The 26,800-nt window shown below is 55.8% G+C and carries 20 protein-coding genes, 2 tRNA genes and 3 rRNA genes; 1 reads left to right on the top strand and 24 read right to left on the bottom strand.

The window, feature by feature from the left end:
• Window positions 1-28: 28 nt before the first annotated feature.
• The 21 genes from QUE75_RS04500 to QUE75_RS04400 all read right to left on the bottom strand — a co-directional run bounded on the left by QUE75_RS04500 (window position 29) and on the right by QUE75_RS04400 (window position 21,116).
• Window positions 29-784, bottom strand: coding sequence for a cytochrome c1 (locus QUE75_RS04500; RefSeq protein WP_138435402.1), 756 nt, complete (start codon window positions 782-784; stop codon window positions 29-31).
• The gene (locus QUE75_RS04495) at window positions 784-2,016 is read right to left on the bottom strand and encodes a cytochrome b (RefSeq protein WP_286253927.1); all 1,233 of its coding nucleotides are present in this window, start codon (window positions 2,014-2,016) and stop codon (window positions 784-786) included. The genes QUE75_RS04500 and QUE75_RS04495 overlap by 1 nt, the downstream gene beginning before the upstream one ends.
• Window positions 2,016-2,612 (bottom strand): ubiquinol-cytochrome c reductase iron-sulfur subunit, encoded by a 597-nt coding sequence (petA, locus tag QUE75_RS04490; RefSeq protein WP_286253925.1) that lies wholly within the window; start codon window positions 2,610-2,612, stop codon window positions 2,016-2,018. Before petA ends, QUE75_RS04495 begins: the two co-directional genes overlap by 1 nt.
• Window positions 2,613-2,848: 236 nt before the next feature.
• Window positions 2,849-3,241, bottom strand: coding sequence for a 30S ribosomal protein S9 (rpsI, locus tag QUE75_RS04485; protein ID WP_058092410.1), 393 nt, complete (start codon window positions 3,239-3,241; stop codon window positions 2,849-2,851).
• A 12-nt stretch (window positions 3,242-3,253) separates the two neighbouring features.
• Window positions 3,254-3,682 carry a 50S ribosomal protein L13 gene (gene rplM, locus QUE75_RS04480; protein WP_022988664.1) on the bottom strand — a complete coding sequence of 143 codons (429 nt, stop codon included), beginning with the start codon at window positions 3,680-3,682 and terminating at the stop codon, window positions 3,254-3,256.
• 219 nt (window positions 3,683-3,901) lie between these two features.
• Entirely contained in the window at window positions 3,902-4,669 is a 768-nt protein-coding gene (locus QUE75_RS04475; RefSeq protein WP_286253921.1) for a TatD family hydrolase, read from the bottom strand.
• Between the two features lie 19 nt (window positions 4,670-4,688).
• Window positions 4,689-6,269, bottom strand: a complete 1,581-nt coding sequence (gene prfC, locus QUE75_RS04470) for a peptide chain release factor 3 (RefSeq protein WP_106693354.1) — start codon at window positions 6,267-6,269, stop codon at window positions 4,689-4,691.
• A 61-nt stretch (window positions 6,270-6,330) separates the two neighbouring features.
• On the bottom strand, window positions 6,331-6,810 hold the full coding sequence (gene rimI / locus QUE75_RS04465; RefSeq protein ID WP_286253918.1) for a ribosomal protein S18-alanine N-acetyltransferase: 480 nt from the start codon (window positions 6,808-6,810) through the stop codon (window positions 6,331-6,333).
• On the bottom strand, window positions 6,810-7,619 hold the full coding sequence (locus QUE75_RS04460; protein WP_286253916.1) for a hypothetical protein: 810 nt from the start codon (window positions 7,617-7,619) through the stop codon (window positions 6,810-6,812). The genes rimI and QUE75_RS04460 overlap by 1 nt, the downstream gene beginning before the upstream one ends.
• Before the next feature lie 42 nt (window positions 7,620-7,661).
• Complete coding sequence (locus QUE75_RS04455) at window positions 7,662-9,212, bottom strand: 2-isopropylmalate synthase (RefSeq protein WP_106693352.1); 1,551 nt, start codon at window positions 9,210-9,212, stop codon at window positions 7,662-7,664.
• Between the two features lie 119 nt (window positions 9,213-9,331).
• A 5S ribosomal RNA gene (rrf, locus tag QUE75_RS04450) occupies window positions 9,332-9,445 on the bottom strand.
• A gap of 106 nt (window positions 9,446-9,551) precedes the next feature.
• Window positions 9,552-12,443 (bottom strand): 23S ribosomal RNA (locus tag QUE75_RS04445).
• 348 nt (window positions 12,444-12,791) lie between these two features.
• Window positions 12,792-12,867: transfer RNA gene (locus QUE75_RS04440), tRNA-Ala, on the bottom strand.
• A gap of 95 nt (window positions 12,868-12,962) precedes the next feature.
• Window positions 12,963-13,039, bottom strand: a tRNA-Ile gene (locus QUE75_RS04435).
• A gap of 240 nt (window positions 13,040-13,279) precedes the next feature.
• Window positions 13,280-14,820, bottom strand: a 16S ribosomal RNA gene (locus QUE75_RS04430).
• Together the 16S, 23S and 5S rRNA genes with 2 tRNA genes alongside form the textbook arrangement of a ribosomal RNA operon.
• Window positions 14,821-15,233: 413 nt before the next feature.
• Complete coding sequence (locus QUE75_RS04425; RefSeq protein WP_286253912.1) at window positions 15,234-15,857, bottom strand: protein-methionine-sulfoxide reductase heme-binding subunit MsrQ; 624 nt, start codon at window positions 15,855-15,857, stop codon at window positions 15,234-15,236.
• Entirely contained in the window at window positions 15,857-16,828 is a 972-nt protein-coding gene (msrP, locus tag QUE75_RS04420; RefSeq protein ID WP_106693214.1) for a protein-methionine-sulfoxide reductase catalytic subunit MsrP, read from the bottom strand. The genes QUE75_RS04425 and msrP overlap by 1 nt, the downstream gene beginning before the upstream one ends.
• Window positions 16,829-16,920: 92 nt before the next feature.
• Window positions 16,921-17,733, bottom strand: coding sequence for a CDP-diacylglycerol--serine O-phosphatidyltransferase (pssA, locus tag QUE75_RS04415; RefSeq protein ID WP_106693213.1), 813 nt, complete (start codon window positions 17,731-17,733; stop codon window positions 16,921-16,923).
• Between the two features lie 90 nt (window positions 17,734-17,823).
• Entirely contained in the window at window positions 17,824-18,840 is a 1,017-nt protein-coding gene (ilvC, locus tag QUE75_RS04410; protein ID WP_061332343.1) for a ketol-acid reductoisomerase, read from the bottom strand.
• A 63-nt stretch (window positions 18,841-18,903) separates the two neighbouring features.
• A complete protein-coding gene (gene ilvN / locus QUE75_RS04405) occupies window positions 18,904-19,395 on the bottom strand; it encodes an acetolactate synthase small subunit (RefSeq protein WP_061332344.1) in 492 nt (163 codons plus the stop codon).
• A 2-nt stretch (window positions 19,396-19,397) separates the two neighbouring features.
• On the bottom strand, window positions 19,398-21,116 hold the full coding sequence (locus tag QUE75_RS04400) for an acetolactate synthase 3 large subunit (protein ID WP_061332345.1): 1,719 nt from the start codon (window positions 21,114-21,116) through the stop codon (window positions 19,398-19,400).
• Window positions 21,117-21,586: 470 nt separating this feature from the next.
• Between QUE75_RS04400 and QUE75_RS04395 the strand changes: the two genes are divergently transcribed.
• Complete coding sequence (locus QUE75_RS04395; protein ID WP_061332346.1) at window positions 21,587-22,066, top strand: DUF4124 domain-containing protein; 480 nt, start codon at window positions 21,587-21,589, stop codon at window positions 22,064-22,066.
• A 75-nt stretch (window positions 22,067-22,141) separates the two neighbouring features.
• Here the strand turns inward: QUE75_RS04395 and clpB are convergent, their stop codons facing one another.
• The 3 genes from clpB to rluD form a co-directional block, all read right to left on the bottom strand.
• Complete coding sequence (gene clpB, locus QUE75_RS04390) at window positions 22,142-24,718, bottom strand: ATP-dependent chaperone ClpB (protein ID WP_286253904.1); 2,577 nt, start codon at window positions 24,716-24,718, stop codon at window positions 22,142-22,144.
• A gap of 341 nt (window positions 24,719-25,059) precedes the next feature.
• Window positions 25,060-25,818 (bottom strand): peptidoglycan editing factor PgeF, encoded by a 759-nt coding sequence (gene pgeF, locus QUE75_RS04385; RefSeq protein ID WP_286253903.1) that lies wholly within the window; start codon window positions 25,816-25,818, stop codon window positions 25,060-25,062.
• Window positions 25,808-26,785, bottom strand: coding sequence for a 23S rRNA pseudouridine(1911/1915/1917) synthase RluD (gene rluD, locus QUE75_RS04380; RefSeq protein ID WP_286253900.1), 978 nt, complete (start codon window positions 26,783-26,785; stop codon window positions 25,808-25,810). Before rluD ends, pgeF begins: the two co-directional genes overlap by 11 nt.
• Between the last annotated feature and the right edge of the window lie 15 nt (window positions 26,786-26,800).

The raw sequence follows: 26,800 nt of genomic DNA, 5'->3' as shown, positions 1-26,800 counted from the left end.
TTCAGGATACGGGATTATACCCTAAATCTTAGTGCACGTCTTTCCAGTACTCGCGGTTAAGCAGGTACGCAAAGATGAAGAAGATCGCCACAAAGATCAGCACGAAAATCCCCAGACGCTCACGTTCGACCTTCACCGGATCACCCATGTAGGACATGAAGTTGGTCAAGTCCCACATGGCACGGTCGAAGTCTGCTGCTGACATGTTGCCTTCAATTGCATACTCCGGGCACACATCGGCATTGTTGATGTTGCCACTGAGCGGCTCAACCGAAGCGCCAACGCCAATACGCGGCTCCACAGCACACAGACCCTGCATTTCTACCATCACATGCGGCATACCAACGTTGTCGAACACCACGTTGTTTACACCCAGCGGACGGGAATCGTCCTTGTAGAAACCACGAAGGTATGAGTAAACCCAGGACTCACCACGCACACGGGTAACCAGAGTCAGGTCAGGTGGCGGAGCACCGAACCAGCCTGCGGCCATGTCCTTACCCATGGAGATCTGCATCAGTTCGCCGATCTTGGCGCCGGTGAAGATCAGGTTCTCCTCGTACAGCTCGGCCGGAATCTCCAGGTCGTCAGACACCCGCTTGTAACGAGCGTACTCCATGGAGTGGCAGCCCATGCAATAGTTAGTGAACAGAGCCACGCCCCGCTGCAAGGATTCCTTGTTGGTGTGATCCGGCTTCATGGTATCCAGAGGACCTGAGGGGCCGGCCGCCAGCCCGAGGGCCGGCAGGATCGCGATGAAAAGACCAAAAATCAGCTTTCTCATTATCCTGTCACCCTCTCTGGTACTGGCTTGGTTTTTTCCATGCGCGTGTAGAACGGCATGAGAATGAAGTACAGGAAGTACAGCACCGTCAGAATCTGGGCCGCAATGGTCCGCCCCTCAGTGGCCGGCACAATGCCCAGGTAACCCAGAATGATGAAGCTGACTACGAAGACGGCCAGAGCCACCTTACTCATCCAACCCTTGTAGCGGATAGACCGAACCGGGCTCTTGTCGAGCCATGGCAGCACGAACAGGATGGCAATTGCCGCCCCCATCACAACCACGCCCCAGAACTTGGCATCCAGACCGAACAGGTCGACGGTCACCGCCCGCAACATGGCGTAGAACGGGGTGAAGTACCATACTGGCGCAATGTGCTCCGGTGTATTCAAATTGTTTGCCGGTTCAAAGTTTGGCTTCTCAAGGAACAAGCCGCCCATTTCCGGGAAGTAAAACACCACGATAAAGAAGATGAAGAAGAAGACTGCCACACCCAGCAAGTCGTGCACGGTGTAGTACGGGTGGAACGGAATGCCGTCCTTCGGAACGCCGTTTTCGTCTTTGTTCTTCTTGATATCAATACCGTCAGGGTTGTTGGAACCCACTTCATGCAGGGCAAGAATGTGCAGAACAACCAGGCCCAACAGTACGATCGGCAACGCAACCACGTGCAGGGCGAAGAAGCGGTTCAGGGTAATACCTGAAATCAGGTAGTCGCCACGAATCCACAGAGACAGATCTTCACCAATCACCGGGATAGCACCAAACAGGTTAACAATAACCTGGGCGCCCCAGTAGGACATCTGACCCCAGGGCAACAGGTAGCCCATGAAAGCTTCAGCCATCAGCACCAGGTAGATCAACATGCCGAAGATCCAGATCAACTCACGCGGTTTCTGGTATGAGCCGTACATCAGGCCACGGAACATATGCAGGTAGACCACCACGAAGAACGCAGAGGCACCGGTAGAGTGCAGGTAGCGCAACAGCCAGCCCCACTCCACATCGCGCATGATGTATTCCACAGAGGCAAAGGCGCCTTCTGCAGACGGGTTGTAGCTCATGGTCAGCCAGATACCGGTGACCAACTGGTTAACCAGCACCAGCATGGCGAGGGAACCAAAGAAGTACCACACGTTGAAGTTTTTCGGCGCGTAATACTTTGCCAGGTGTTTGTTCCAGGCATCGACAATCGGCAGACGCTCGTCTACCCAATTAATGAGCTTGTTCATTACGCTGCCTCCGGATCAAGACCAACAGTCATGGTCGCATCGTCATCAAACCGATACGGCGGAACCTCAAGGTTCAGCGGAGCCGGCTGATTAGCGAACACACGACCGGACAAGTCGAATCGGGAACCGTGGCACGGGCAGAACAAACCGCCGAGCCATTCACTGCCCAGGTCCGCAGGAGCTATCTCAGGGCGGTAACTCGGAACACAGCCCAAGTGAGTACAGATACCAACCAGGACAATAAACTCCGGCCTGAGGGACCGCTGAGCGCCGCTGATATAAGCAGGCTGCTGACTCGATTCTTCAGATTCAGGATCTTTCATTCTCGGAGACAGTTGCTCGATGTTCTCAAGCATCTCCTCGGTACGCCGGATAATCCACACCGGCTTACCCCGCCACTCGACGGTAATTTGTTGCCCCGGCTCGATTTTGTCGACACTTACGGTTACCGGCGCACCGGCCGCTTCCGCTTTCGCACTGGGATTCCAGGACGCCACGAAAGGAACCGCTGCACCGACGACGCCGACACCACCCACCACGGACGTTGCACCGATCAGAAACCGGCGTCGACCTTGGTTCACGTCGCCATTACTCATTATGGTTTTCTCCCATCAGGCGAGGCACAGACGCGGAAAACCGGCACTGCGCTTCGAAAAGGACTTCACAACCCAAAAATATAAGCGCTGAAATGGTAATGAAATTACCCCTCGCTTACAAGCCGGAAAGGCTCACCCGAGAGCCTATCCCTGCGTCAGATCAAAATTCTGGCCACCAGAAAGACACAAAAAAACCCGACCATAGGATCGGGTTTTTCCATCGACAGTGGTGCCGATTAACGCTTGGAGTACTGAGGACGCTTACGCGCCTTGCGCAGACCAACCTTCTTACGCTCAACCTTACGGGCGTCACGGGTAACATAACCCGCCTTACGCAGCGCAGGGCGCAGAGTTTCGTCGTATTCCATCAGCGCACGAGTCAGACCGTGGCGAATGGCGCCGGCCTGGCCACTGATACCGCCACCTTTTACAGTGATGGTGATGTCGAATCGATCAGCTGACTCAGCAACAACCAGCGGCTGACGAACGATCATGCGAAGAGTTTCACGACCGAAGAAATCTTCGATGGTGCGACCGTTAATGGAGATGTTACCGCTACCCGGCTTGATAAAGACGCGAGCCGTGGATGATTTGCGGCGACCAGTACCGTAATTTTGTGCTACAGACATATTCGCCTTCCGTTAGATGTCGAGTTCTTTGGGCTGCTGGGCGGCATGAGCATGCTCAGCGCCTGCGTACACTTTCAGCTTCTTGAACATGGCGCGGCCGAGCGGGCCCTTCGGAAGCATGCCTTTTACAGCCTTCTGAATGATTTGCTCGGGAGCCTTGTCAACCAGCTTCTCGAAGTTGATGGATTTGATTCCACCCGGAAAGCCGGTATGGCTGTAATACATTTTTGCTGATGCCTTTTTGCCGGTAACCTTCACCTGGCTGGCATTGATAACAATGATGTAGTCGCCAGTGTCCACGTGAGGGGTATACTCAGGCTTATGCTTGCCCCGCAGACGAAGGGCGATTTCGGTTGACAGACGACCCAGCGTCTTGCCGGCTGCGTCTACAACGTACCAGTCACGTTTTACTGTTTCTGGTTTCGCACTCAGAGTCTTCATTGATTCCGCCTTGAACGCTATATAAGAAACGTTAAAAACCACCACCGGTAAATGCAAGGCATCCGGAGGAGGTTCATACCTGTATGTTGACGTCGCCACCATTCGGGGCTGAGATAGTGACATCGCCTTGAAAAGCCAGGGCGCGAAGTATACTCGAAGCCGCAAGGAAAGCCAACCCTGCCTCAAGGTGTTTCGTCAATCCCCTATTCTCCCCTGAACTCAGCGCCAACCATATAACCGTTGGACGTTGTCGTACAGGGTTTCTGCGACTGCCTCAACCGGCCCGCCCCGAAGCTCCGCCAACGCTTGCACAACGTTCAGCAGGTACACCGGGGAATTCTGCCCCTTGGCCACACCGGCTGGCGACATATCCGGCGCGTCGGTCTCAAGCACCAGCGCCTCCAGGGGCAACCGTGCAATGGCATCGCGGGTTTTATGGGCCCGGTCGTGGGTAATCACACCCCCCACACCGATAAAGCATCCCAGATCTACCAGTTTCCTGGCTTGCTGGTAGCTGCCGGAAAACCCGTGAATCAGGGCCCTGCCGGACCAGCCGGACGATCGCAGCAGGCCATGCACCTGATCATGGCTGCGCACCGAATGGATGACCAGAGGCAAGGTTAGCCTGGCCGCAATGTCGATCTGCGCCTGGAACCACGGCAATTGTGCAGAGAGATCGCCATGAAGGGCATCAAGGCCACACTCACCAAGCCCTACGCAGCCCTCGGGCCGGGCCGAAAGCCGAGTTTCCAGAACCACCAGATCCTGCTCGCTGTGCTCGTCGACGAACCAGGGATGAATGCCAAGACAATACCAGAGCCCGCGTGCCGGGGACGCCAGCGCCTCAACCCGATCCCAATCCACCCTGCGCACCCCCGGAACCACCAGCGCCTCCACACCCCGAGCCCTGGCCGTATCCAGAACCTGATCGCGAACCCCGTCAAATTCGGGGAAATCGAAATGACAATGGGCATCGACCAGCTGCATGGAATCCTCCGGTGGCTGGTTAGTGTTCCCGGGTTTTATGGAACTGGATGTCAGGATAACGCTCCTGAGCCAGATTCAGGTTCACCATCGTCGGGGCGATATAGGCCAGGCGGTCACTGCCATCAAGCGCCAGGTTGTCCTGGTTCTTGCGCTGGAATTCATCCAGCTTGCGCTCATCACTGCAACTCACCCAACGCGCTGTAGCGACGTTGATCGGCTCGTAAACAGCCTCGACTTTGTATTCACTCTTGAGACGACTCACCACCACGTCGAACTGCAGCACACCAACTGCACCCACGATCAGGTCGTTGTTCTTCATCGGCCGGAACACCTGTACAGCCCCCTCTTCGGAGAGCTGAATCAGCCCTTTCTGCAGCTGCTTGGCCTTGAGAGGATCCTTGAGCCGGATACGACGGAACAGCTCCGGTGCGAAGTTGGGAATGCCGGTAAACTTCATGTCGTCGCCTGCGGTGAACGTATCACCCAACTGGATGGTGCCGTGGTTATGCAGGCCGATGATATCCCCGGCATAAGCTTCTTCGGCATGCTCACGATCACCCGCCATGAACGTCAGTGCATCGGAGAACCTCACCTCTTTACCAATCCGCACATGGCGCGCCTTCATACCCTGATTGTAGCGACCTGACACGATACGCAGGAACGCGACCCGGTCACGATGCTGTGGGTCCATGTTTGCCTGGATCTTGAATACAAAACCGGAAAAAGTATCTTCCGCCGGCTCAACCTTGCGCACATCCGTTTCGCGCCCCTGGGGCGCAGGCGCCCAGTCAACCAGGCCATCCAGCATATGGTCCACACCGAAATTACCGAGTGCGGTACCAAAGAACACCGGGGTTAGTTGCCCGGCAAGGAATGCCTCATGATCAAACTCATGAGACGCACCCTTAACCAATTCAATTTCGTCACGCAGGTCAGCGGCATAGCCGCCAATCGCTTCATCGAGCTCGGGGTTATTCAGGCCTTTGACAACCCGCTTTTCCTGAATGGTGTGGCCCTGGCCAGTCTGATAGAGGATCACTTCATCCCGATACAAGTGGTAGACACCCTTGAAACTCTTGCCCATGCCAATCGGCCAGGTGATGGGGGCGCAGGCAATTTTTAGAACATCTTCCACTTCATCCATTAACTCGATCGGGTCCCGGGTGTCGCGATCCAGTTTGTTCATGAAGGTGATGATTGGCGTATCACGCAGGCGGGTCACTTCCATCAGCTTGATGGTGCGTTCCTCAACGCCCTTGGCGCTGTCGATAACCATCAGGCACGAATCAACCGCCGTCAGGGTCCGATAGGTATCCTCAGAGAAGTCTTCGTGACCTGGGGTATCCAACAGGTTGACCAGCTTGCCACCATAAGGAAACTGCATCACTGAGGTGGTGACCGAGATACCCCGCTCTTTTTCCATCTCCATCCAGTCGGACTTTGCGTGCTGGCCGGACTTCTTGCCCTTGACCGTTCCGGCTTTCTGAAGCGCCTGACCGAAGAGCAGCACTTTCTCGGTAATGGTGGTTTTACCGGCATCCGGGTGCGAGATAATCGCAAAGGTGCGGCGCTTGGCCACTTCCTGGGATAGGTTAGACATAAACAACGGAAACCTGATTGGGTTGGGTGAAAAACGGACTATTATACGGGGTAGCGTGGGGTCAGGTGAACCGATAGACCATTACGCAGGCATCTTCTCGTCCAGTGGCATCCGGGTAGTAGCCGGGCCTGCGGCCGATTTCCTCAAATCCCTCGCTGGCATACAACGCAGCCGCCGCTTCGTTGCTTTGCCGGACTTCCAGAATCATCTGTACCATTCCGTCCCGGATAGATTCAGCCACGGCGTAGCGCAACAAGTAACGGCCAGCTCCGTGACCCCGCAGGGCAGGATGCACGCAGACATTCAGCAGGTGAGCCTCATCAACCATATAGTTGACTACGGCATAACCTACCAACTCATCGCCTTGCATCAGCGCCCACAGTCGATATTGCGGCTTAAAACAGTCCTGGAATACAGACACCGGCCAGGGGTGAGAATACCCCAGGCGCTCCAGTTCCATCACTCGGGGGAGATCGGATTCCACGAGGCTGCGAACCGTCAGGTCCTGATTCTGAACCTGGCGAAGGATTTGTGTCGACATTAATCCTTCGCGCCCAGGGAGCGAATCTTTTGCCATAACTCTCGTTTCAATACCGGGTTACTTGCCAGGCCAGCAAGGGAGGCGTCAAACACCACTTCCGGGCCGCGACCCATAACGTCGGAAAGGATATTGGGTACCGCACCGGCCCCGGCTCCCAGACCAAGCGCTATGACAGACTTGCCAGTGGCAGGGACCAGCGCTTGCCGCAGTAAGCCCGTCAGATCTGCATCACTGTTGAGCGACACCCTCAGATTATTGAACAGTGGCCAGCGAATGACGTCTGACATGTCCAGGGTCTGCTCACCGAGACTGCGAAGAATGTTGCGAGCCAGTGCGTCCTGCATGCTGAAACTGGCTTCCTCGGAGAGATTGGCAAGCAAAAGAACTCTATCTCCCACCCAGAACTGCAGACACAGCCGAGCGATATCTTTGATCGAAGCAACCCGTGGGCTGACATTGGGCTGATTTTCACCCAACAGTTCTGCGGCCGAGTCTGGCTCGACGGAATCCACAACTTGCGACTCAGCCTCGGCCAGCGGCGCTGCTTTATCTGGTTTACCAGCGCCGGTCTCCATCAGATTTTTGAGTTGCGCCAGACGGTCTTTATTGCCGGGATCAACGGCAGGGCGAGTGGGCACGGTACGCTTGGTTGCCGGCGCATCAACAACGACCGGGGCTGGCTCGACTTCGGCAACGCAGAAATCATACTCCGGGCTTGCCGCCGCGCCAGGCAGCGGTGCGCGGGCATACCACAGATGAATGCCTGCGGCCCCGAGATAGAACTGCCTTTCCGCTTCTTTTCGGATCACGTCATGCCTCTGACCGGGGACAAGTGCCACATAACGTCACTATCAGACATCGGCCACCTGAGGGTGCTGACGAATACCACCTCTGGCAATCAGGTTCAACGCCTCGATATAGGCCTTTGCTGATGCGATGATGATATCAGTATCAGAGCCAACGCCATTGACAATACGCCCGCCACGCTCAAGGCGCACGGTCACTTCGCCCTGGGCATCGGTGCCACTGGTTATATTATTCACGGAATACAGCTGGAGATTACAGCCTGAATCAACCAGCGACTCAATCGCTTTGAATGTTGCATCCACCGGACCACTGCCCTCGGCCTCAACCGTGTGTTCCTTGCCATCCATGGTCAGGGTCAGATGAGCCTTGGGTACAACACCGGTTTCCGAGCAGACCTGCATGCAGACGAGACCATAACGCCCCTCCTCGTCTTTCTGACGCGTGTCGCTGGCTATGGCCTGGAGATCTTCATCAAAAATCTCGTGCTTCAGATCAGCCAGGGCCTTGAAACGGGTAAACGCTTCATTCAGCTCGGACTCGGTATCGAACTGAATGCCCAGTTCCAGTAACCGGGTACGGAAGGCGTTACGACCGGAATGCTTACCCAGAACCAGGCTATTGGTATGCCAGCCCACGTCTTGCGCGCGCATAATCTCATAGGTTTCCCGGTGCTTCAGAACGCCATCCTGATGGATTCCGGATTCATGGGCAAAGGCATTGGCTCCGACAATCGCTTTGTTGGGCTGAACCGGAAAACCGGTAATGGTCGACACAAGCCGGGACGCCGGCACGATGTGCTGGGTATCGATTCGTGTATCAATATTGAAGAGATCCTGGCGGGTACGCACCGCCATCACGATTTCTTCCAGAGAAGCATTACCGGCACGTTCACCCAGACCGTTAATGGTGCACTCCACCTGGCGGGCACCACTGGTAACCGCAGCAAGAGAGTTAGCCACAGCCAGCCCCAGATCATTATGACAATGGACGGAAAAAATGGCTTTGTCAGCGTTGGGGATACGGTTCAATAGCTGTCGAATTGTTTCAGCGAACTGCTCGGGGATTGCATAACCGACAGTGTCTGGAATATTAATGGTTCGGGCGCCGGCATCAATCGCCGCTTCGATAATTCGGCACAGGAAATCCAGCTCGGAACGACCGGCGTCTTCACAGGAAAACTCCACGTCGTCGGTATGGCTACGAGCACGCTTTACCGCCCGAACCGCCTGCTCCACCACCTGGTCTGGCTCCATCTGCAGCTTATGCTTCATATGGATCGGTGAGGTGGCAATAAAGGTATGGATACGGCCGCTGTCCGCTGGGCGGATGGCCTCCGCCGCACGATCAATATCTTTATCCAGGGCACGAGCAAGACTACATACCGTGGAATCCTTGATGGTTTCTGCGATGGCCTTGACCGCTTCGAAGTCGCCCTGACTGGCAATTGCAAAGCCGGCCTCTATCACATCCACGCGCAATTTCTCGAGCACCTTGGCAATACGCAGCTTCTCGTTCTTGTTCATGGTGGCGCCAGGGCTCTGTTCGCCATCACGGAGAGTAGTGTCAAAAATGACCAGGTGATCAGTTGCGGCCATTGGAAGGCTCCCATCAAAACTTGGTTTGGGTTTGGATAATGGTAGGGAGTATATCACTTCTCCCGAAGCACAAATAAAAAAGCCCCAACATCAAGGATGCTGGGGCTTTGGTATTAAGAGCCTGACGATGACCTACTCTCACATGGGCGAACCACACTACCATCGGCGCTGGTCTGTTTCACTTCTGAGTTCGGGATGGGATCAGGTGGTTCCAGACCGCTATGGTCGTCAGGCAAAACGGATGATCACTGGGAAGGACGAGATGGAACGTGATGTTGATTTCTATGGAGCGTGGCGTTTGCCCTGCTCTGCGTTATCCGCAATTGTCTTGGGTGTTATATAGTCAAGCCGCACGAGCAATTAGTACTGGTTAGCTCAACGCCTCACAGCGCTTACACACCCAGCCTATCAACGTCCTGGTCTTGAACGGCTCTTCAGGAGGCTCAAGGCCTCAGGGAGATCTCATCTTGGAAGGGGCTTCCCGCTTAGATGCTTTCAGCGGTTATCCTGTCCGAACATAGCTACCGGGCAATGCGTCTGGCGACACAACCCGAACACCAGCGGTTCGTCCACTCCGGTCCTCTCGTACTAGGAGCAGCTTTCCTCAAATCTCCAACGTCCACGGCAGATAGGGACCGAACTGTCTCACGACGTTCTAAACCCAGCTCGCGTACCACTTTAAATGGCGAACAGCCATACCCTTGGGACCGGCTTCAGCCCCAGGATGTGATGAGCCGACATCGAGGTGCCAAACACCGCCGTCGATGTGAACTCTTGGGCGGTATCAGCCTGTTATCCCCGGAGTACCTTTTATCCGTTGAGCGATGGCCCTTCCATACAGAACCACCGGATCACTATGACCTACTTTCGTACCTGCTCGACGTGTCTGTCTCGCAGTCAAGCGGGCTTGTGCCATTACACTAACCGTACGATGTCCGACCGTACTTAGCCCACCTTTGTGCTCCTCCGTTACGCTTTGGGAGGAGACCGCCCCAGTCAAACTACCCACCACACAGTGTCCTCAACCCCGATAAGGGGTCAGAGTTAGAACCTCAAACATGCCAGGCTGGTATTTCAAGGTTGGCTCCACCGGAACTGGCGTCCCGGGTTCAAAGCCTCCCAGCTATCCTACACAAGCATGCTCAAAGTTCACTGTGAAGCTATAGTAAAGGTTCACGGGGTCTTTCCGTCTAGCCGCGGATACACCGCATCTTCACGGCGATTTCAATTTCACTGAGTCTCGGGTAGAGACAGCGCCCCCATCGTTACGCCATTCGTGCAGGTCGGAACTTACCCGACAAGGAATTTCGCTACCTTAGGACCGTTATAGTTACGGCCGCCGTTTACCGGGGCTTCGATCAAGAGCTTCGCACGAGTGCTAACCCCATCAATTAACCTTCCGGCACCGGGCAGGCGTCACACCCTATACGTCCACTTACGTGTTTGCAGAGTGCTGTGTTTTTAATAAACAGTCGCAGGGGCCTGGTATCTTCGACCGGCTTCCGCTCCACCCGCAGGGGCTTCACGTACACACCGGCGTGCCTTCTCCCGAAGTTACGGCACCATTTTGCCTAGTTCCTTTACCCGAGTTCTCTCAAGCGCCTTGGTATTCTCTACCTGACCACCTGTGTCGGTTTGGGGTACGGTCTCGAATAGCCTGAAGCTTAGAAGATTTTCCTGGAAGCAGGGCATCAATGACTTCGCACCCTTGGGCACTCGTCGTCGCGTCTCAGAATTGTGGACCCGGATTTGCCTAAGTCCACTCCCTACTCGCTTAAACCGGGACAACCGTCGCCCGGCTCACCTAGCCTTCTCCGTCTCTCCATCGCAGCTATCCAAGGTACGGGAATATTAACCCGTTTCCCATCGACTACACCTTTCGGTCTCGCCTTAGGGGCCGACTCACCCTGCGCCGATTAGCGTTGCGCAGGAACCCTTGGTCTTCCGGCGTGCGGGTTTTTCACCCGCATTGTCGTTACTCATGTCAGCATTCGCACTTCTGATACCTCCAGCATGCTTCTCAACACACCTTCGCAGGCTTACAGAACGCTCCCCTACCCCGCATACAAAGTATGCAGCCGCAGCTTCGGTGACCAGTTTGAGCCCCGTTACATCTTCCGCGCAGGCCGACTCGACTAGTGAGCTATTACGCTTTCTTTAAAGGATGGCTGCTTCTAAGCCAACCTCCTAGCTGTCTGAGCCTTCCCACATCGTTTCCCACTTAACTGGTACTTTGGGACCTTAGCTGGCGGTCTGGGTTGTTTCCCTCTTCACGACGGACGTTAGCACCCGCCGTGTGTCTCCCGGATAGTACTCACAGGTATTCGGAGTTTGCATCGGGTTGGTAAGTCGAGATGACCCCCTAGCCGAAACAGTGCTCTACCCCCTGTGGTATTCGTCCGAGGCGCTACCTAAATAGCTTTCGGGGAGAACCAGCTATCTCCGGGCTTGATTAGCCTTTCACTCCGATCCACAAGTCATCCCCTGGCTTTTCAACGACAGTGGGTTCGGTCCTCCAGTGCCTGTTACGGCACCTTCAACCTGCTCATGGATAGATCGCCCGGTTTCGGGTCTATGCCCAGCGACTAATTCGCCCTATTCAGACTCGGTTTCCCTACGGCTCCCCTAAACGGTTAACCTCGCCACTGAACATAAGTCGCTGACCCATTATACAAAAGGTACGCCGTCACAGAACAAGTCTGCTCCGACTGCTTGTACGCATACGGTTTCAGGGTCTATTTCACTCCCCTCACAGGGGTTCTTTTCGCCTTTCCCTCACGGTACTGGTTCACTATCGGTCAGTCAGGAGTATTTAGCCTTGGAGGATGGTCCCCCCATGTTCAGTCAACGTTTCTCGTGCGCCGACCTACTCGATTTCACTGGACTCAGGTTTCGGATACGGGGCTATCACCCACTATGGCGGCACTTTCCAGGGCCTTCTCCTACCAGTTGTCCAGCTTAAGGGCTGGTCCCCGTTCGCTCGCCGCTACTTAGGGAATCTCGGTTGATTTCTTTTCCTCGGGGTACTTAGATGTTTCAGTTCCCCCGGTTCGCCTCTTGCACCTATGGATTCAGTACAAGATACCTGGCCGAAACCAGGTGGGTTTCCCCATTCAGAGATGTCCGGATCACAGCTCGTTTGCCAGCTCCCCGAACCTTATCGCAGGCTTCCACGTCTTTCATCGCCTCTGACTGCCAAGGCATCCACCGTATGCGCTTAGTTGCTTGACTATATAACCCCAAGACAACTGATCACGAATTCACACCCATCACCAGGCAAGCCCGATTCCGAGGTGTCTTCGAGACAGCCACTTGAAGCAATATAACAACCACTTCAACGACAACACCGGATAACGCTTGAAATCGCTATCACTTTGAACAGTTTCTCTCGGAGATAATGAGAGAAATCTATTCGTGTTCTATCTCATCCAATTTGTTAAAGAGCAAATCTGACCCAGTGATCAGAAAGAAGATCTTCAGCAACAACCCTTTATCGAGTCATACCACTGAAAAGCTTGTTTCTGTACACTGCTAACCGTAGTTAGTCAGTTAGTTACGCATCGATCTTTTGGGCTTTTTTGGTGGAGCTGAGCGGGATCGAACCGCTGACCTCCTGCGTGCAAGGCAGGCGCTCTCCCAACTGAGCTACAGCCCCAATTAAGCTGCCAAGAATTATTCAGATCTAGGCGCGTCAAGGCGAAGCATACAATCAGTATGCGAGTCTTGGCGCAACGACGAGCTGGATAATTCTGGTGGGTCTGGGTGGACTTGAACCACCGACCTCACCCTTATCAGGGGTGCGCTCTAACCACCTGAGCTACAGACCCAATTATCACTGCATCTTGTGCCACCTGAGCTGCGTTGCAGCCTTCGTTCACTCGGTCACGTACTCATGTACGCTCCCTCGCTCTCTCAGCCTGCGCCTTGTCAGCTGTCACAATCTACAGCGCTAATGCCTGCCTCACTTTAATGCGACACAGTCATCGGGACTGCAAAGCCCCTTTTGCTCTCTTTATTAGCCAACCAAGTAATTCGTGTGGACTCTGACCGAAGTATTCGGCTTCGTTTAAGGAGGTGATCCAGCCGCAGGTTCCCCTACGGCTACCTTGTTACGACTTCACCCCAGTCATGAACCACACCGTGGTAATCGTCCTCCCGAAGGTTAGACTAACTACTTCTGGTGCAATCCACTCCCATGGTGTGACGGGCGGTGTGTACAAGGCCCGGGAACGTATTCACCGCGACATTCTGATTCGCGATTACTAGCGATTCCGACTTCACGGAGTCGAGTTGCAGACTCCGATCCGGACTACGACGCGTTTTAAGGGATTGGCGCACTCTCGCGAGTTGGCAGCCCTCTGTACGCGCCATTGTAGCACGTGTGTAGCCCTGGCCGTAAGGGCCATGATGACCTGACGTCATCCCCACCTTCCTCCGGTTTGTCACCGGCAGTCTCCCTGGAGTTCTCAGCATTACCTGCTAGCAACCAGGGATAGGGGTTGCGCTCGTTACGGGACTTAACCCAACATCTCACGACACGAGCTGACGACGGCCATGCAGCACCTGTCTCAGAGTTCCCGAAGGCACCAATCCATCTCTGGAAAGTTCTCTGGATGTCAAGGCCAGGTAAGGTTCTTCGCGTTGCGTCGAATTAAACCACATGCTCCACCGCTTGTGCGGGCCCCCGTCAATTCATTTGAGTTTTAACCTTGCGGCCGTACTCCCCAGGCGGTCAACTTAGTGCGTTAGCTGCGCCACTAAGACTTCAAGAGTCCCAACGGCTAGTTGACATCGTTTACGGCGTGGACTACCAGGGTATCTAATCCTGTTTGCTCCCCACGCTTTCGCACCTCAGTGTCAGTGTTGGTCCAGGTAGCCGCCTTCGCCACTGGTGTTCCTTCCTATATCTACGCATTTCACCGCTACACAGGAAATTCCACTACCCTCTACCACACTCTAGTCAGACAGTTCGAAATGCCGTTCCCAGGTTAAGCCCGGGGCTTTCACATCTCGCTTACCTAACCACCTACGCGCGCTTTACGCCCAGTAATTCCGATTAACGCTTGCACCCTCCGTATTACCGCGGCTGCTGGCACGGAGTTAGCCGGTGCTTCTTCTGCGAGTAACGTCAATCCCTGAAGGTATTAACTTCAGAGCCTTCCTCCTCGCTGAAAGTGCTTTACAACCCGAAAGCCTTCTTCACACACGCGGCATGGCTGGATCAGGGTTGCCCCCATTGTCCAATATTCCCCACTGCTGCCTCCCGTAGGAGTTCGGGCCGTGTCTCAGTCCCGATGTGGCTGATCATCCTCTCAGACCAGCTACGGATCGTCGCCTTGGTAGGCCTTTACCCCACCAACTAGCTAATCCGACTTAGGCTCATCCAGTAGCGCAAGGTCCGAAGATCCCCTGCTTTCTCCCGTAGGACGTATGCGGTATTAATCCGGGTTTCCCCGGGCTATCCCCCACTACTGGGCAGATTCCTAAGCATTACTCACCCGTCCGCCGCTCGTCAGCGGGGTGCAAGCACCCCCTGTTACCGCTCGACTTGCATGTGTTAAGCCTGCCGCCAGCGTTCAATCTGAGCCATGATCAAACTCTTCAGTTTAAATCATACAAGAACTCGAAAGTTCTTAATTCTTGCTCAAGACAAAACTCAATTTCGACGAGTCACTGTCCTGATATTTCGTATCCGAAATACCTCGGCCAGCGCCCACACGAATTACTTGGTTAACTTTTTAAAGAGCGTTTGAGCTGTTGCTCAATCAAGGCCGCGTATTCTACATCGTTCCGCTGCCCTGTCAACCGTTTATTTCGAAGAATCTTCAGATCAAATTTTCGAATACTTTCAAACAGTTGCTTTCGTCTGGGAGGTTGCCGTCAGCGGCTTGTCCCTCAGAAGTGGTGCGCATTCTACAGGCGCCACGAAAACTGTCAACGCCCTTTTTCGAAAAACTTTCCCCTCATTCGGTTTCCACCTATGCCACTGGTCAATACGCCACCAAAATGCTTACTTTCCAATCAAGCTCTGGACTTTCGCAAGGGAACCAACGAAGAAACACCAAACCAGTATGCCCTGATAAACAGCAAAGCCAGAAGCAACAGCCCGTATACCACCATTTCGGTCACATCGCTTCTTGCCTGCCACAAAAAATGCAGCCAGGCGAAAATTGCCGACAGGTAGATCAAGCGGTGGACCGGTTTCCATCGACGACCCATCCGCTTCATCATCGCTTTTGTTGACGTTAATGCGAGAGGAATCATCAGGAGGAAGGCAACAGCACCCAAGGCGATGTAAGGCCGGCGTGTGAAGGTCGCCCACAAATCGCCCCAACCGAGAATCAGCTGCAAGAACGCAAACACATGCAACACTGCGTAAAAGAAGGCAAACAAACCCAGCATGCGCCGGTGGCGCAACCAACCGGACCAGCCGGTCATTTTCTTCAACGGCGTTATCAGAAGCGTCACAAGCAATAACTGGAAGGCCGCAATACCCAGCCGTTCTGTTATCTCCTGACCAGGATCCGGCCCTATTCGGCCAACCACAACATCGGACACCAGCCATATCAGCGGCATCAAGGCGACGCAAAAGACGGTAACTTTCGCCACAACGCTCGACACCATTCGTTCGGCTGCAGGCAACATCAGTAGAACTTGGCCAGGTCCATCCCTTTGTAGAGATGCGCAACCTGCTCTTCGTAACCATTAAACATTCGGGTTTCCATCCAATTCGGACGGAGCACACCAGAGGGTAAACGCCGCTCTCTCTTCTGACTCCAACGCGGATGATCCACCTCAGGGTTTACGTTGGCATAGAATCCGTACTCACTTGGCGCAAGCAATTCCCAGGTCGTTTTAGGCTGCTCTTCCAGAAACCGAATCCGAACTATCGATTTAATACTCTTGAATCCGTACTTCCAGGGAACCACGAGGCGGATCGGAGCGCCATTCTGATTAGGCAGGGTTTCGCCATAGAGACCAATCGCCAGGAAAGAAAGCTCGTTCATCGCCTCATCCATACGTAGCCCCTCCCTGTACGGCCAATCTATGGTACTGAACAGGGAGCGCTGCCCTCGCATCTGTTTTGGGTCATGCAGGGTTTCGAAGTACACGTACTTCGCTCGCGAATTCGGCTCCAGGCGGCTTAATACTGTCGCTAACGGCACGCCAACCCAGGGAATCACCATAGACCAAGCCTCAACACAGCGGAGCCGGTAGATTCGCTCTTCATAGTCGTGGGGCTTCAGCAGATCTTCCAGGGCGTAACGACCTGGCCGGGCACACTCGCCATCAACCTCCACAGACCAGGGGTCCACAGACATCTCGTGGGCATACTTGGCAGGGTCGCCCTTGCCGGTGCCAAACTCATAGAAATTATTGTACTTGGCTACTGCATCAAAGGGCGTTTTCTTCTCGTCGGTCGAGTACTCCGGCGCTTCACGGAAGGTCAACGGTGTGGTTGTCGGGCTGCCACCTGCCCGCAAAAGGCCGGGCGCAGCGAGGGCTGCAGCAGAGGCAATAGCTCCGGTCATGAATTTACGTCGGTTCAGATAGACAGACCGGGGAGTGACTTCGGATTCGGGCAAAGACCATGAAGGGCGCCGTTTGATGAGCATGGGCTGACTCCAGAGGAAGCGGTTTGAATAAGTGACCGTAGATTCCCGGAGAAATTCCCGCCCGGACGTCCCCGGGCGGGTGCACTATAGCATCAGGCGCGTTTTGCCTTTTGTCTGAACAAGGCGCGCACCGGACCAGACAGTGCATATATCAGGAATGCCGTAAACAATACGGTTGCCGGGTCAAGGGCGATCACCACAAGAATCAGCACTACCAGCAGGATGGCCGCGAATGGCACCCGCCCCCGCATATCGAGATCCTTGAAACTGCGGTAAAGCACATTGCTGACCATCAATAGGCCGGTGCCGCCGACAACAATAATCGAAAGCAGGGTCAACCAGGTGGCTGGCTCATACTGATGGAAGCACCAGACCAGACCCGCCACACACGCTGCAGCTGCCGGGCTCGGCAGCCCCACAAAGTACTTTTTGTCCACCGATCCAATCTGGGTGTTGAAACGAGCGAGGCGCAGGGCAGCTCCGGCAACGTAGATGAATGTAATAGCCCAGCCAACCTTGTCGAGGCCGTTCAGAGCCCAGAAAAAAGCCACCATTCCGGGCGCAACGCCGAACGCCACCATGTCGGCAAGGCTATCGTATTCTTCCCCGAACTTGCTCTGGGTATTGGTCATCCGCGCTACCCGGCCATCAAGGCCGTCGAGAATCATGGAAACAAATATCGCGATGGCGGCATTATCGAAAACACCATTGGCCGCCGAGACAATGGCATAGAACCCCGAAAACAGGGAGGCCGTTGTCAGCGCATTGGGCAGGAGATAGATACCTTTACGGCGCACCTTGGCACCCTCAACCACCTCTTCTTCAACCACTTCACCAGCCGCAATATCTGGCTCGGGACCACCCTGTGACTCGGGCTTGTCGACAGTTTTTTTATCTTCAGTCATTCCATAAACTCCGGAAAGCATTTGGGCGGAGTATATACGAAAAACGCGGCCACTAGGGCCGCGCTTTCAAACCGTACCGGAAATTCCGGATCAGTTCTTTTCTTTGTCTACGATCTTGTTCGCGGAAATCCACGGCATCATGGAGCGCAGCTTCTCGCCTACAGTCTCGATCTCGTGCGCCGCGTTCTGGCGACGACGAGCGGTCATGGACGGATAGTTCAGGGCGCCCTCAGAGATGAACATCTTGGCGTATTCGCCACTCTGAATGCGCTTCAGTGCGTTGCGCATGGCTTCACGGGACTGCTCGTTAATCACCTCCGGGCCGGTTACGTACTCACCGTACTCGGCGTTGTTGGAGATGGAGTAGTTCATGTTGGCGATGCCACCTTCGTACATCAGGTCAACAATCAGCTTCAGCTCGTGCAGACACTCGAAGTAAGCCATTTCCGGAGCGTAGCCTGCCTCGGTCAGGGTTTCGAAGCCAGCTTTAACCAGCTCAACCGCGCCGCCACACAGAACCGCCTGCTCACCGAACAGGTCGGTTTCGGTTTCGTCTTTGAAGGTGGTTTCGATGATACCGGTGCGGCCGCCGCCTACGCCGCTGGCGTAGGACAGAGCAACGTTCTTGGCGTTGCCGGAAGCGTCCTGGAAGATGGCGATCAGATCAGGAATACCACCGCCCTTGGTGAACTCGGTGCGCACCGTGTGGCCCGGTGCCTTCGGGGCAACCATGATCACGTCCAGATCTTTACGGGGAACGATCTGGTTGTAGTGGATCGCGAAGCCGTGAGCGAAGGCCAGGGTAGCGCCCTGCTTCAGGTTCGGCTCGATTTCCTCGCGGTACAGCTGGGCCTGGAACTCGTCCGGAGTCAGCACCATGACAACGTCGGCGGAAGCAACGGCCGAAGCCACGTCACTGGTCTTCAGGCCATAGGCTTCGGCCTTGGCGATGGAGGAAGAGCCGGCGCGCAGGCCAACCACTACGTCAACGCCAGAGTCTTTCAGGTTGCACGCGTGGGCGTGGCCCTGAGAACCGAAACCCAGAATGGCAACTTTCTTGCCCTGGATGATGGAAAGATCACAATCCTTATCGTAATAAACCTGCATGAGAAACCTCTATTATATGTAATGGCCCTGCCGGGCCATGATGTTCAAATTTGCAAAGCAGCCTCAGAGGCTGAGCACCTTTTCGCCACGAGCGATACCTGACACGCCGGTACGCACCACTTCAAGGATTCCGGAGGTACCTACCGCCTGGATAAAGCCATCCAGCTTGTCGCTGTCACCCGCCAACTGCACCGTGTACACGGAACTGGTCACGTCCACGATCTGGCCTCGGAAGATATCCACCGTGCGCTTGATTTCCGCACGCTGGGAGCCGGTCGCCTTGAGCTTCACCAGCATCAGTTCGCGCTCAATGTGCGAACCTTCGGTAAGATCGACCAGCTTGACCACTTCAATCAGCTTGTTCAGCTGTTTGGTGATCTGTTCGATGACCTTATCAGAGCCGGTGGTGGTGACGGTCAGGCGGGACAGCGTCTCATCCTCCGTCGGGGCCACGGTCAGGGTCTCGATGTTGTAGTTGCGCTGCGAGAACAGACCAACTACCCGAGACAAGGCACCGGGTTCGTTTTCAAGCAAAACAGAAATGATTCGACGCATGATCACACCCTCTCCGTTTTGCTGAGCCACATGTCTTTCATGGAACCACGGGCAACCTGCATAGGGTACACATGCTCGAAGCGGTCAACGTAGATGTCCACAAACACCAGCTTGTCTTTCATCGCCAGAACTTCCTTGAGCTTGGGCTCAAGATCTTCCTTGCGCTCAATGCGAACACCGACATGACCGTAGGCTTCCGCCAGCTTGATGAAATCGGGCAATGACTCCATGTAGGATTCAGCGTGCCGGGACTCATAGTTCATGTCCTGCCATTGCTTGACCATACCCAGTGCCTGGTTGTTCAGGTTGATGATCTTCACAGGCAGATTGTATTGCTTGCAGGTAGACAGCTCCTGAATGTTCATCTGGATACTACCCTCACCGGTGAAGCACAGCACTTCGTCATCCGGGTGAGTCAGCTTGATGCCCATAGCTGCCGGCAAGCCGAAGCCCATGGTGCCAAGGCCCCCGGAGTTGATCCAGCGGTTGGGCTTATCAAACTTGTAATACTGGGCCGCGAACATCTGGTGCTGACCAACATCGCTGGTCACAAAGGCGTCGCCATTGGTGAGCTTCCAGAGCATCTCAACCACTTCCTGCGGCTTGATGACGTCCGGACTGGTCTCGTAACGCATCCCGTGGAATGCTCGCCACTCCTCAATCTGCTTCCACCAGGCCGCGAGCGCATCCGCATCCGGCTTGTCTTTGGACTCTTTGACCAGTGAGAGCATTTCTTTCAGAACCGCATCCACCGGGCCCACAATCGGCACATCGGCATCAATCGTTTTGGAAATAGACGCGGGGTCAATGTCGATATGGATGATGCGAGCGCCAGGGCAGAACTTCTCGGTGGCATTGGTTACCCGGTCATCAAAACGCGCGCCGACACAGAGAATCAGGTCTGAGTGGTGCATCGCCATGTTGGCTTCGTAGGTGCCGTGCATGCCCAGCCAGCCAAGGTGTTGTTTGTCAGTCGCCGGATAACAGCCAATGCCCATCAGGGTATTGGTGATCGGGAATCCCAGGGTTTTGGTTAACTCCGTCAACTGGCTGGAGGCCTTACCCAGAATCACCCCGCCACCGGCGTAGATCATCGGGCGCTTGGCGGCCATCAACATATCCACGGCTTTCTTGATCTGGCCTGCGTGGCCACGAACCGCCGGGTTATAGGAGCGCAGTTTCACTTTCTTGGGATAGGAGTACTCATAGCGCTCGTTCGGGGTGGTCATATCCTTGGGGATATCCACCACCACCGGGCCGGGACGGCCGGTCGCGGCAATGTAGTAGGCCTTGCGAATGACTTCGGGAATCTCTTCCGGATGACGCACACTGAGGTTGTGCTTCACCACCGGGCGGGAAACACCCATCATATCGGTTTCCTGGAAAGCATCTTCACCAATCAGGGTGGATGCAACCTGGCCGCACAGAACCACCATGGGGATGGAATCCATAAAGGCGGTGGCAATGCCGGTAATAGTGTTGGTGGCTCCAGGACCCGAGGTCACCAGTACGGTACCTGGTTTTCCGGTTGCACGGGCGTAGCCGTCGGCCATGTGGACCGCCGCCTGCTCGTGCCGAACCAGAATATGCTTGACTTTGTCCTGCCTGAACAGCGCATCATAAATATGAAGGGCTGCACCACCCGGATAGCCGTATATGTATTCGATCCCTTCATCTTGCAGGGAGCGGATCAGCATATCGGCGCCAGACAATAACTCCACGATTTTCTACCCTCTTCTACGAGTGAATGAGCCGGGTTTCGCCCCGGTTGCCTGGATTTTCGGTTTCCCTGCTTCTTTTGAAAGCGGAACCGGCACTCCTCCACACCATGAATAAGAGGTTGTCTCCTGGCCAGCCGCCCTCCTGAGGGTTGCGGAGAACGACCAATCAACGGGTTGCACGTAAGCAACAACCAGCGCCCGCCAGCGCGTGGCGAACTCAGTGTGGTGATTAACGGGGGATACTCGCTCGGGATTGCCTGCCGTATTGACCCCAGTCTTCAGGCAATCGGTAATTCTGACAGCGGGAAACTCACTGTCAATAGGCGCTGTGGCTTAATTGCGACCATTTTCCTCTACACTCTGCCATACTGACCGGATATAACGTGCAAGAGATTTGAACCAGGCAAGGGAAAATCCATCGTTTCGGTGGCATGATATCCCCAGGCAGTAGACAAGAAACGGGCAGAGACATGAATCGAAAAATCCTGATGCTGACACTTCTGATGGCGATGACACCGGGCCTTGTGGCCGGCGCTTCAGTGTATAAATGGACAGATGAGAACGGCGTAACCCACTTTGGCGACCGCCAGCCAACGGGCGCGAACTCGGAGCAGGTGAATGTCCGCTCCGGCACGACCAGCAGAAGCCAGTCAGGCCAGCGCCAGAGTGCCCAGGAACAGCTGGGAGAACTGCAGGAGCAGCAGCGCTCCCAGGAACAGCGCCGTCAGGAGACCGCTGTTGAGGAAGCGCGCCGCAAGCAGCGGGAAGCCAATTGTGCCACCGCCCGGTCCAATCTGGACGTGCTGAACAGCAACGCACGGATCCGGGTTGAGGAGAACGGCGAGATGCGTTACCTGGCGCCGGACGAAATCGAAGAGCAACGTCGCCGGTTCCGGGAGATTATGGAAGAAAACTGCGGGCCGGAAGGCTCGGCACCCGCCCAACGCTAGTTTTCTCACCACAAAAAAGGCCGGGCAACCACGTTTGGTTGCCCGGCCTTTTTTATTGGCTGACGCCCGGCTTTGTCAGGCCTTTGAGAACACCAACTGGTCGTTCTCTACAGCGGCACGAATAGTGTCGCCGGGCACAAAGCCGCCCTGCAGTAGCTTCTGCGCCAGCGGGTTTTCAATCATCCGCTGAATCGCCCGCTTGAGAGGACGTGCGCCGTAGACCGGGTCGTAGCCCACTTCCGCCAGCAGTTGCATAACCGCATCGTCCAGTTCAAGCTTCATATCCTGATCTTTCAATCGCCGCGCCAGATTCTCGATCTGGATACGGGCAATACCTTGAATCTGGCTTTCCGCCAGCGGATGGAACACCACCACTTCGTCTACCCGGTTGATGAACTCAGGGCGGAAGTGCGTTCCAACCTCCTCCATGACTGCCGCCTTCATGGCGTCGTAGTTTTCCTCACCCGCCTTTTCCTGAATGATGTGGGAACCCAGGTTGGAGGTCATCACGATCACGGTATTCCGGAAGTCGACCGTACGGCCCTGGCCGTCGGTCAGGCGACCATCATCCAGCACCTGCAGCAGGATATTGAACACATCAGGATGGGCCTTTTCGACCTCATCCAGCAGCAGCACCGAGTACGGCCGGCGGCGCACCGCCTCGGTCAAGTATCCACCCTCTTCGTAGCCCACGTAACCGGGAGGCGCACCGATCAGACGAGCGACGGAGTGCTTCTCCATGAACTCGGACATATCGATCCGCACCATGGCCTCTTCGGTATCAAACAGGAACGATGCCAAAGCTTTACACAGCTCGGTCTTGCCCACACCGGTCGGCCCGAGGAACAGGAACGAGCCATTCGGCCGGTTGGGATCAGACAACCCGGCCCGGGACCTACGCACCGCATTGGAGACCGCCTCGACCGCTTCATGCTGGCCGATCACCCGGTCATGGAGGGCGTCTTCCATCCGCATCAGTTTATCCCGCTCGCCCTCAAGCATCTTCGATACCGGAATGCCGGTCCACTTGGAGACAATTTCGGCAATTTCCTCGTCGGTTACCCGGTTGCGCAGCAACTTCATTTCCATCATTTCAGCCTGGCTGGCCATATCCAGCTGGCGCTCCAGTTCCGGGATGGTGCCGTACTGAAGCTCGGACATTTTGCCGAGGTCACCCGCGCGGCGGGCGTTTTCCAGATCAATCCGGGCCTGCTCCAGCTGGCTCTTGATCTTCTGGGAGCCGTGGAGTGCCGCTTTCTCGGTATTCCAGACTTCTTCCAGATCGGCGTATTCACGTTCGACATTGGCGATCACCGAGGACAACTCTTCCAACCGTTTTTTGGAGGCCGCATCGGTTTCTTTCTTCAGGGCCTCACGTTCGATCTTGAGCTGAATCAGGCGTCGCTCCAGACGATCCAACGCCTCGGGTTTGGAATCCATTTCCATGCGAATCTGGCTGGCTGCTTCATCCACCAGGTCAATGGCCTTGTCCGGCAGCTGGCGATCGGTGATGTAACGGTGGGACAGTTTCGCGGCGGCGATGATCGCGCCATCGGTCACTTCCACACCGTGGTGAACTTCGTAACGCTCTTTCAGGCCACGAAGAATCGCAATGGTGTCTTCCTCGCTGGGCTCGGTCACCAGTACTTTCTGGAAACGGCGCTCGAGCGCTGCGTCTTTCTCGATGTTTTCCCGGTATTCGTTCAGGGTGGTGGCACCTACGCAGTGCAACTCTCCCCGTGCCAGCGCGGGCTTGAGCATGTTGCCGGCGTCCATGGAGCCTTCGGCTTTGCCGGCGCCGACCATGGTATGGATCTCATCGATGAACAGGATGATCTGACCTTCCTGTTTGGACAGTTCGTTAAGCACGGCTTTCAGGCGCTCCTCGAACTCACCGCGGAACTTGGCGCCGGCGATGAGTGAACCCATGTCCAGAGACAGCACCTTTTTATCCTTGAGGCCGTCCGGCACTTCACCGTTGACGATGCGTTGGGCCAGGCCTTCAACGATGGCAGTTTTACCCACACCCGGCTCACCAATCAGCACGGGATTGTTCTTGCGGCGGCGCTGGAGTACCTGGATGGTGCGGCGGATTTCGTCATCGCGGCCGATGACCGGGTCCAGTTTGCCGGCTTCGGCGCGCTCGGTGAGGTCGATGGTGTATTTGGACAACGCCTGACGATTTTCTTCGGCACTGGCGTCGTTGACGGTTTCGCCGCCGCGCACGGCATCAATGGCTTTTTCCAGGGCAGCCTTGTCCACGCGCTGTTCTCTCAGCACACGGCCGAGGGAGCCGCGGTCTTCGACGGCTGCCAGCAGAACCAGCTCACTGGAAATGAACTGGTCGCCGCGCTTCTGGGCCAGTTTGTCGGCCATGTTGAACAGCCGGCCCATGTCGTTTGACATGGACACGTCGCCGGCGTTGCCCTGCACTTCCGGCAGGTTTTCAATTTCTTTGGCGATGGCCTGGCGCACGCGGCCGGGCTCTACACTTACCTGCTGAAGGAGGGGTTTGATCGAGCCACCCTGCTGGTCGAGCAGGGCCTGCATCAGGTGGACGGGCTCGATGAAGTTGTGGTCTTTGCCGACGGCAATGGACTGGGCATCGGCCAGGGCGCTTTGCAGTTTGCTGGTGAGTTTGTCGATTCTCATGTGCTCGTTTCCCCGAATTTTGTGCGAATACCGGTTGGTGGTTGGTGAAGGGTATTCGTGTTGCTTTGACAGTTAATGTAGGGGCAACCTGGGGGACTTCAAGTTGGCTGGGGGCTATTTCGTCAGAAATTTGACGGCGATCAGTCTTGGCGTGGAGTTTGGTTCGTTACGGGCATGCTATTACGTCGTCGGGGCTGGAACAGGGAGCGCTTTCCAGAACACGCCGTAAATACTTCCATGTAGGCTTGACTACAGCATCCCTGCTGCAGACAGTTCTGGAAAGCGCTCCCTGCCCCAGCCCGATGCTTCGGAGTTTTTCGCCCGAGACGTCTTGGGCTTGATTATGATTTCATCCAGATCAACGTCGCCATTCTTCCGGTTTCACCGTCTCTTCGATACGAGAAGAACCAGTCGCTGTCATTAACAGTGCACAAACTGCCGCCAGAGATGGACCTAACGCCGGCTGCTTTCAAGCGCTGACTTGCAAGTTGGTAGATGTTGGCCAGGTAGTGGCCGGGACGCTGTTTTGCGGGAATGAAAGCCTGGCTAGCATCGGGGTTGTGGTCGAGAAAGGCCTGCCGGACTTCGGGGCCGACTTCGAAGCTGTCGGGGCCTATGGCGGGGCCGAGCCAGGCCTGGAGGTTGGACGGGGGTACGGCCATGGCGGCAATGAGGTTTTCGAGTACGCCGCCGCACAGGCTGCGCCAGCCGGCGTGGGCGGCGCCTATGACGGTGCCGTCGGTGTCTGTCAGGATGACGGGCAGGCAGTCAGCGGTGAGTATGGCGCAGGCGATGCCGGGGTGGCGGGTGTAGCTGGCATCGGCTTCGGGTATTGAATCTACGTTGTCTGGCGTGAGTTCTAGCACACCGGTGCCATGAACCTGGTTGAGCCAGCCGATGTTGGTGGCATCCAGACCGGTGAAGGCGGCCAGGCGGTTGCGGTTTTCCGCTACGTGGTCCGGGTTGTCGTTGACGTGCCCGCCCAGGTTCAGGGCTTCCCAGGGCGGCAGGCTTATGCCACCTTTTCGGGTTGTGCACAGGGCCCGCACATGAGCTGGCGCGCGCCAGCTCGGGGTCAGGGTGTTGTTATCAGAAATCACTGTTTTCCAGCTCCCGGGCGTGTTTGCGCAGGGCTTCGATGAGTTGGACCATATCGTCCGGCAAGGGCACTTCCCAACTGAGGGTTTCGCCGGTTGCCGGATGTTCCAGGGTCAGCCTTCTGGCATGCAGGGCCTGACGACTGAACGCGGCCAGGGCCTGGCGAAGCTCTTCCGTGGTGCCTTTGGGTAGGCGCAGGCGGCCGCCGTATGCCGGGTCGCCCACCAAGGGGTGGCGCACGTGGGTCATGTGCACGCGGATCTGGTGAGTTCGGCCGCTTTCGAGTTTGCACTGGATATGGGTGTGGGCGGCGAAACGTTCCAGCAAACGGTAATGGGTAACTGCCGGTTTACCGGAGGAAACCACCGCCATGCGCTTGCGGTCCTGGGGGTGCCGGCCGATGGGTGCGTCTACGGTAGCGCCGCCGGTCAATGAGCCGACCACAACCGCTTCGTACTCCCGCCCCATAGTGCGGGTTTGCAGCTGGTCCACCAGGGAGGTGTGAGCAATCAGGCTTCGGGCCACCACCATGATGCCGGAAGTGTCCTTATCCAGGCGGTGAACAATGCCGGCCCGGGGCAGGTTCTCTACTTCTGGCGCATGATTGAGCAGTGCGTTGACCAGGGTGCCATCGGCGTGGCCGGCGGCAGGATGTACTACCAGGCCCGCGGGCTTGTTGATCACCAGCAGGTGCTCATCTTCGTAGACAATGTCCAGACTGATGGGCTCAGCTTCCCAGGTCACCTGTACTTCCGGTTCAGCGTCCAGGTCGAGAACGTCATCCAGCATCACCTTGTCTCTGGGCTTGCGAACGGTGCCGTTAACGGTCAAGGCGCCGCTTTTGATCCAGGACTGCAGGCGCGAGCGGGAATGCTCGGGCATCAACTCGGCGGCGGCCTGGTCCAGGCGCTTGTCGCTGAGCTGCGGGGGTACTATGTAATGTCCGGTAATCCGGTTATTGGAAGACATTCAGCCTCTTTTTGC

This window comes from Marinobacter shengliensis (assembly GCF_030297115.1).
GTDB classification, from domain to species: domain Bacteria; phylum Pseudomonadota; class Gammaproteobacteria; order Pseudomonadales; family Oleiphilaceae; genus Marinobacter; species Marinobacter shengliensis.
The sequence above is the reverse complement of the archived record's forward strand: the minus strand, read 5'-3'. Positions and strand labels throughout refer to the sequence as shown.

Bases quoted from the DNA above. Each gene is read 5' to 3' on its own strand.
- petA (WP_286253925.1), bottom strand. From the start codon at position 2,612: ATGAGTAATGGCGACGTGAACCAAGGTCGACGCCGGTTTCTGATCGGT.
- rplM (WP_022988664.1), bottom strand. From the start codon at position 3,682: ATGAAGACTCTGAGTGCGAAACCAGAAACAGTAAAACGTGACTGGTAC.
- QUE75_RS04475 (WP_286253921.1), bottom strand. From the start codon at position 4,669: ATGCAGCTGGTCGATGCCCATTGTCATTTCGATTTCCCCGAATTTGAC.
- msrP (WP_106693214.1), bottom strand. From the start codon at position 16,828: ATGCTCATCAAACGGCGCCCTTCATGGTCTTTGCCCGAATCCGAAGTC.
- QUE75_RS04455 (WP_106693352.1), bottom strand. From the start codon at position 9,212: ATGGCCGCAACTGATCACCTGGTCATTTTTGACACTACTCTCCGTGAT.
- QUE75_RS04495 (WP_286253927.1), bottom strand. From the start codon at position 2,016: ATGAACAAGCTCATTAATTGGGTAGACGAGCGTCTGCCGATTGTCGAT.
- QUE75_RS04500 (WP_138435402.1), bottom strand. From the start codon at position 784: ATGAGAAAGCTGATTTTTGGTCTTTTCATCGCGATCCTGCCGGCCCTC.
- rluD (WP_286253900.1), bottom strand. From the start codon at position 26,785: ATGTCTTCCAATAACCGGATTACCGGACATTACATAGTACCCCCGCAG.
- QUE75_RS04425 (WP_286253912.1), bottom strand. From the start codon at position 15,857: ATGTTGCCTGCAGCCGAACGAATGGTGTCGAGCGTTGTGGCGAAAGTT.
- prfC (WP_106693354.1), bottom strand. From the start codon at position 6,269: ATGTCTAACCTATCCCAGGAAGTGGCCAAGCGCCGCACCTTTGCGATT.
- QUE75_RS04395 (WP_061332346.1), top strand. From the start codon at position 21,587: ATGAATCGAAAAATCCTGATGCTGACACTTCTGATGGCGATGACACCG.
- pssA (WP_106693213.1), bottom strand. From the start codon at position 17,733: ATGACTGAAGATAAAAAAACTGTCGACAAGCCCGAGTCACAGGGTGGT.
- ilvN (WP_061332344.1), bottom strand. From the start codon at position 19,395: ATGCGTCGAATCATTTCTGTTTTGCTTGAAAACGAACCCGGTGCCTTG.
- rimI (WP_286253918.1), bottom strand. From the start codon at position 6,810: ATGTCGACACAAATCCTTCGCCAGGTTCAGAATCAGGACCTGACGGTT.
- rpsI (WP_058092410.1), bottom strand. From the start codon at position 3,241: ATGTCTGTAGCACAAAATTACGGTACTGGTCGCCGCAAATCATCCACG.
- clpB (WP_286253904.1), bottom strand. From the start codon at position 24,718: ATGAGAATCGACAAACTCACCAGCAAACTGCAAAGCGCCCTGGCCGAT.
- ilvC (WP_061332343.1), bottom strand. From the start codon at position 18,840: ATGCAGGTTTATTACGATAAGGATTGTGATCTTTCCATCATCCAGGGC.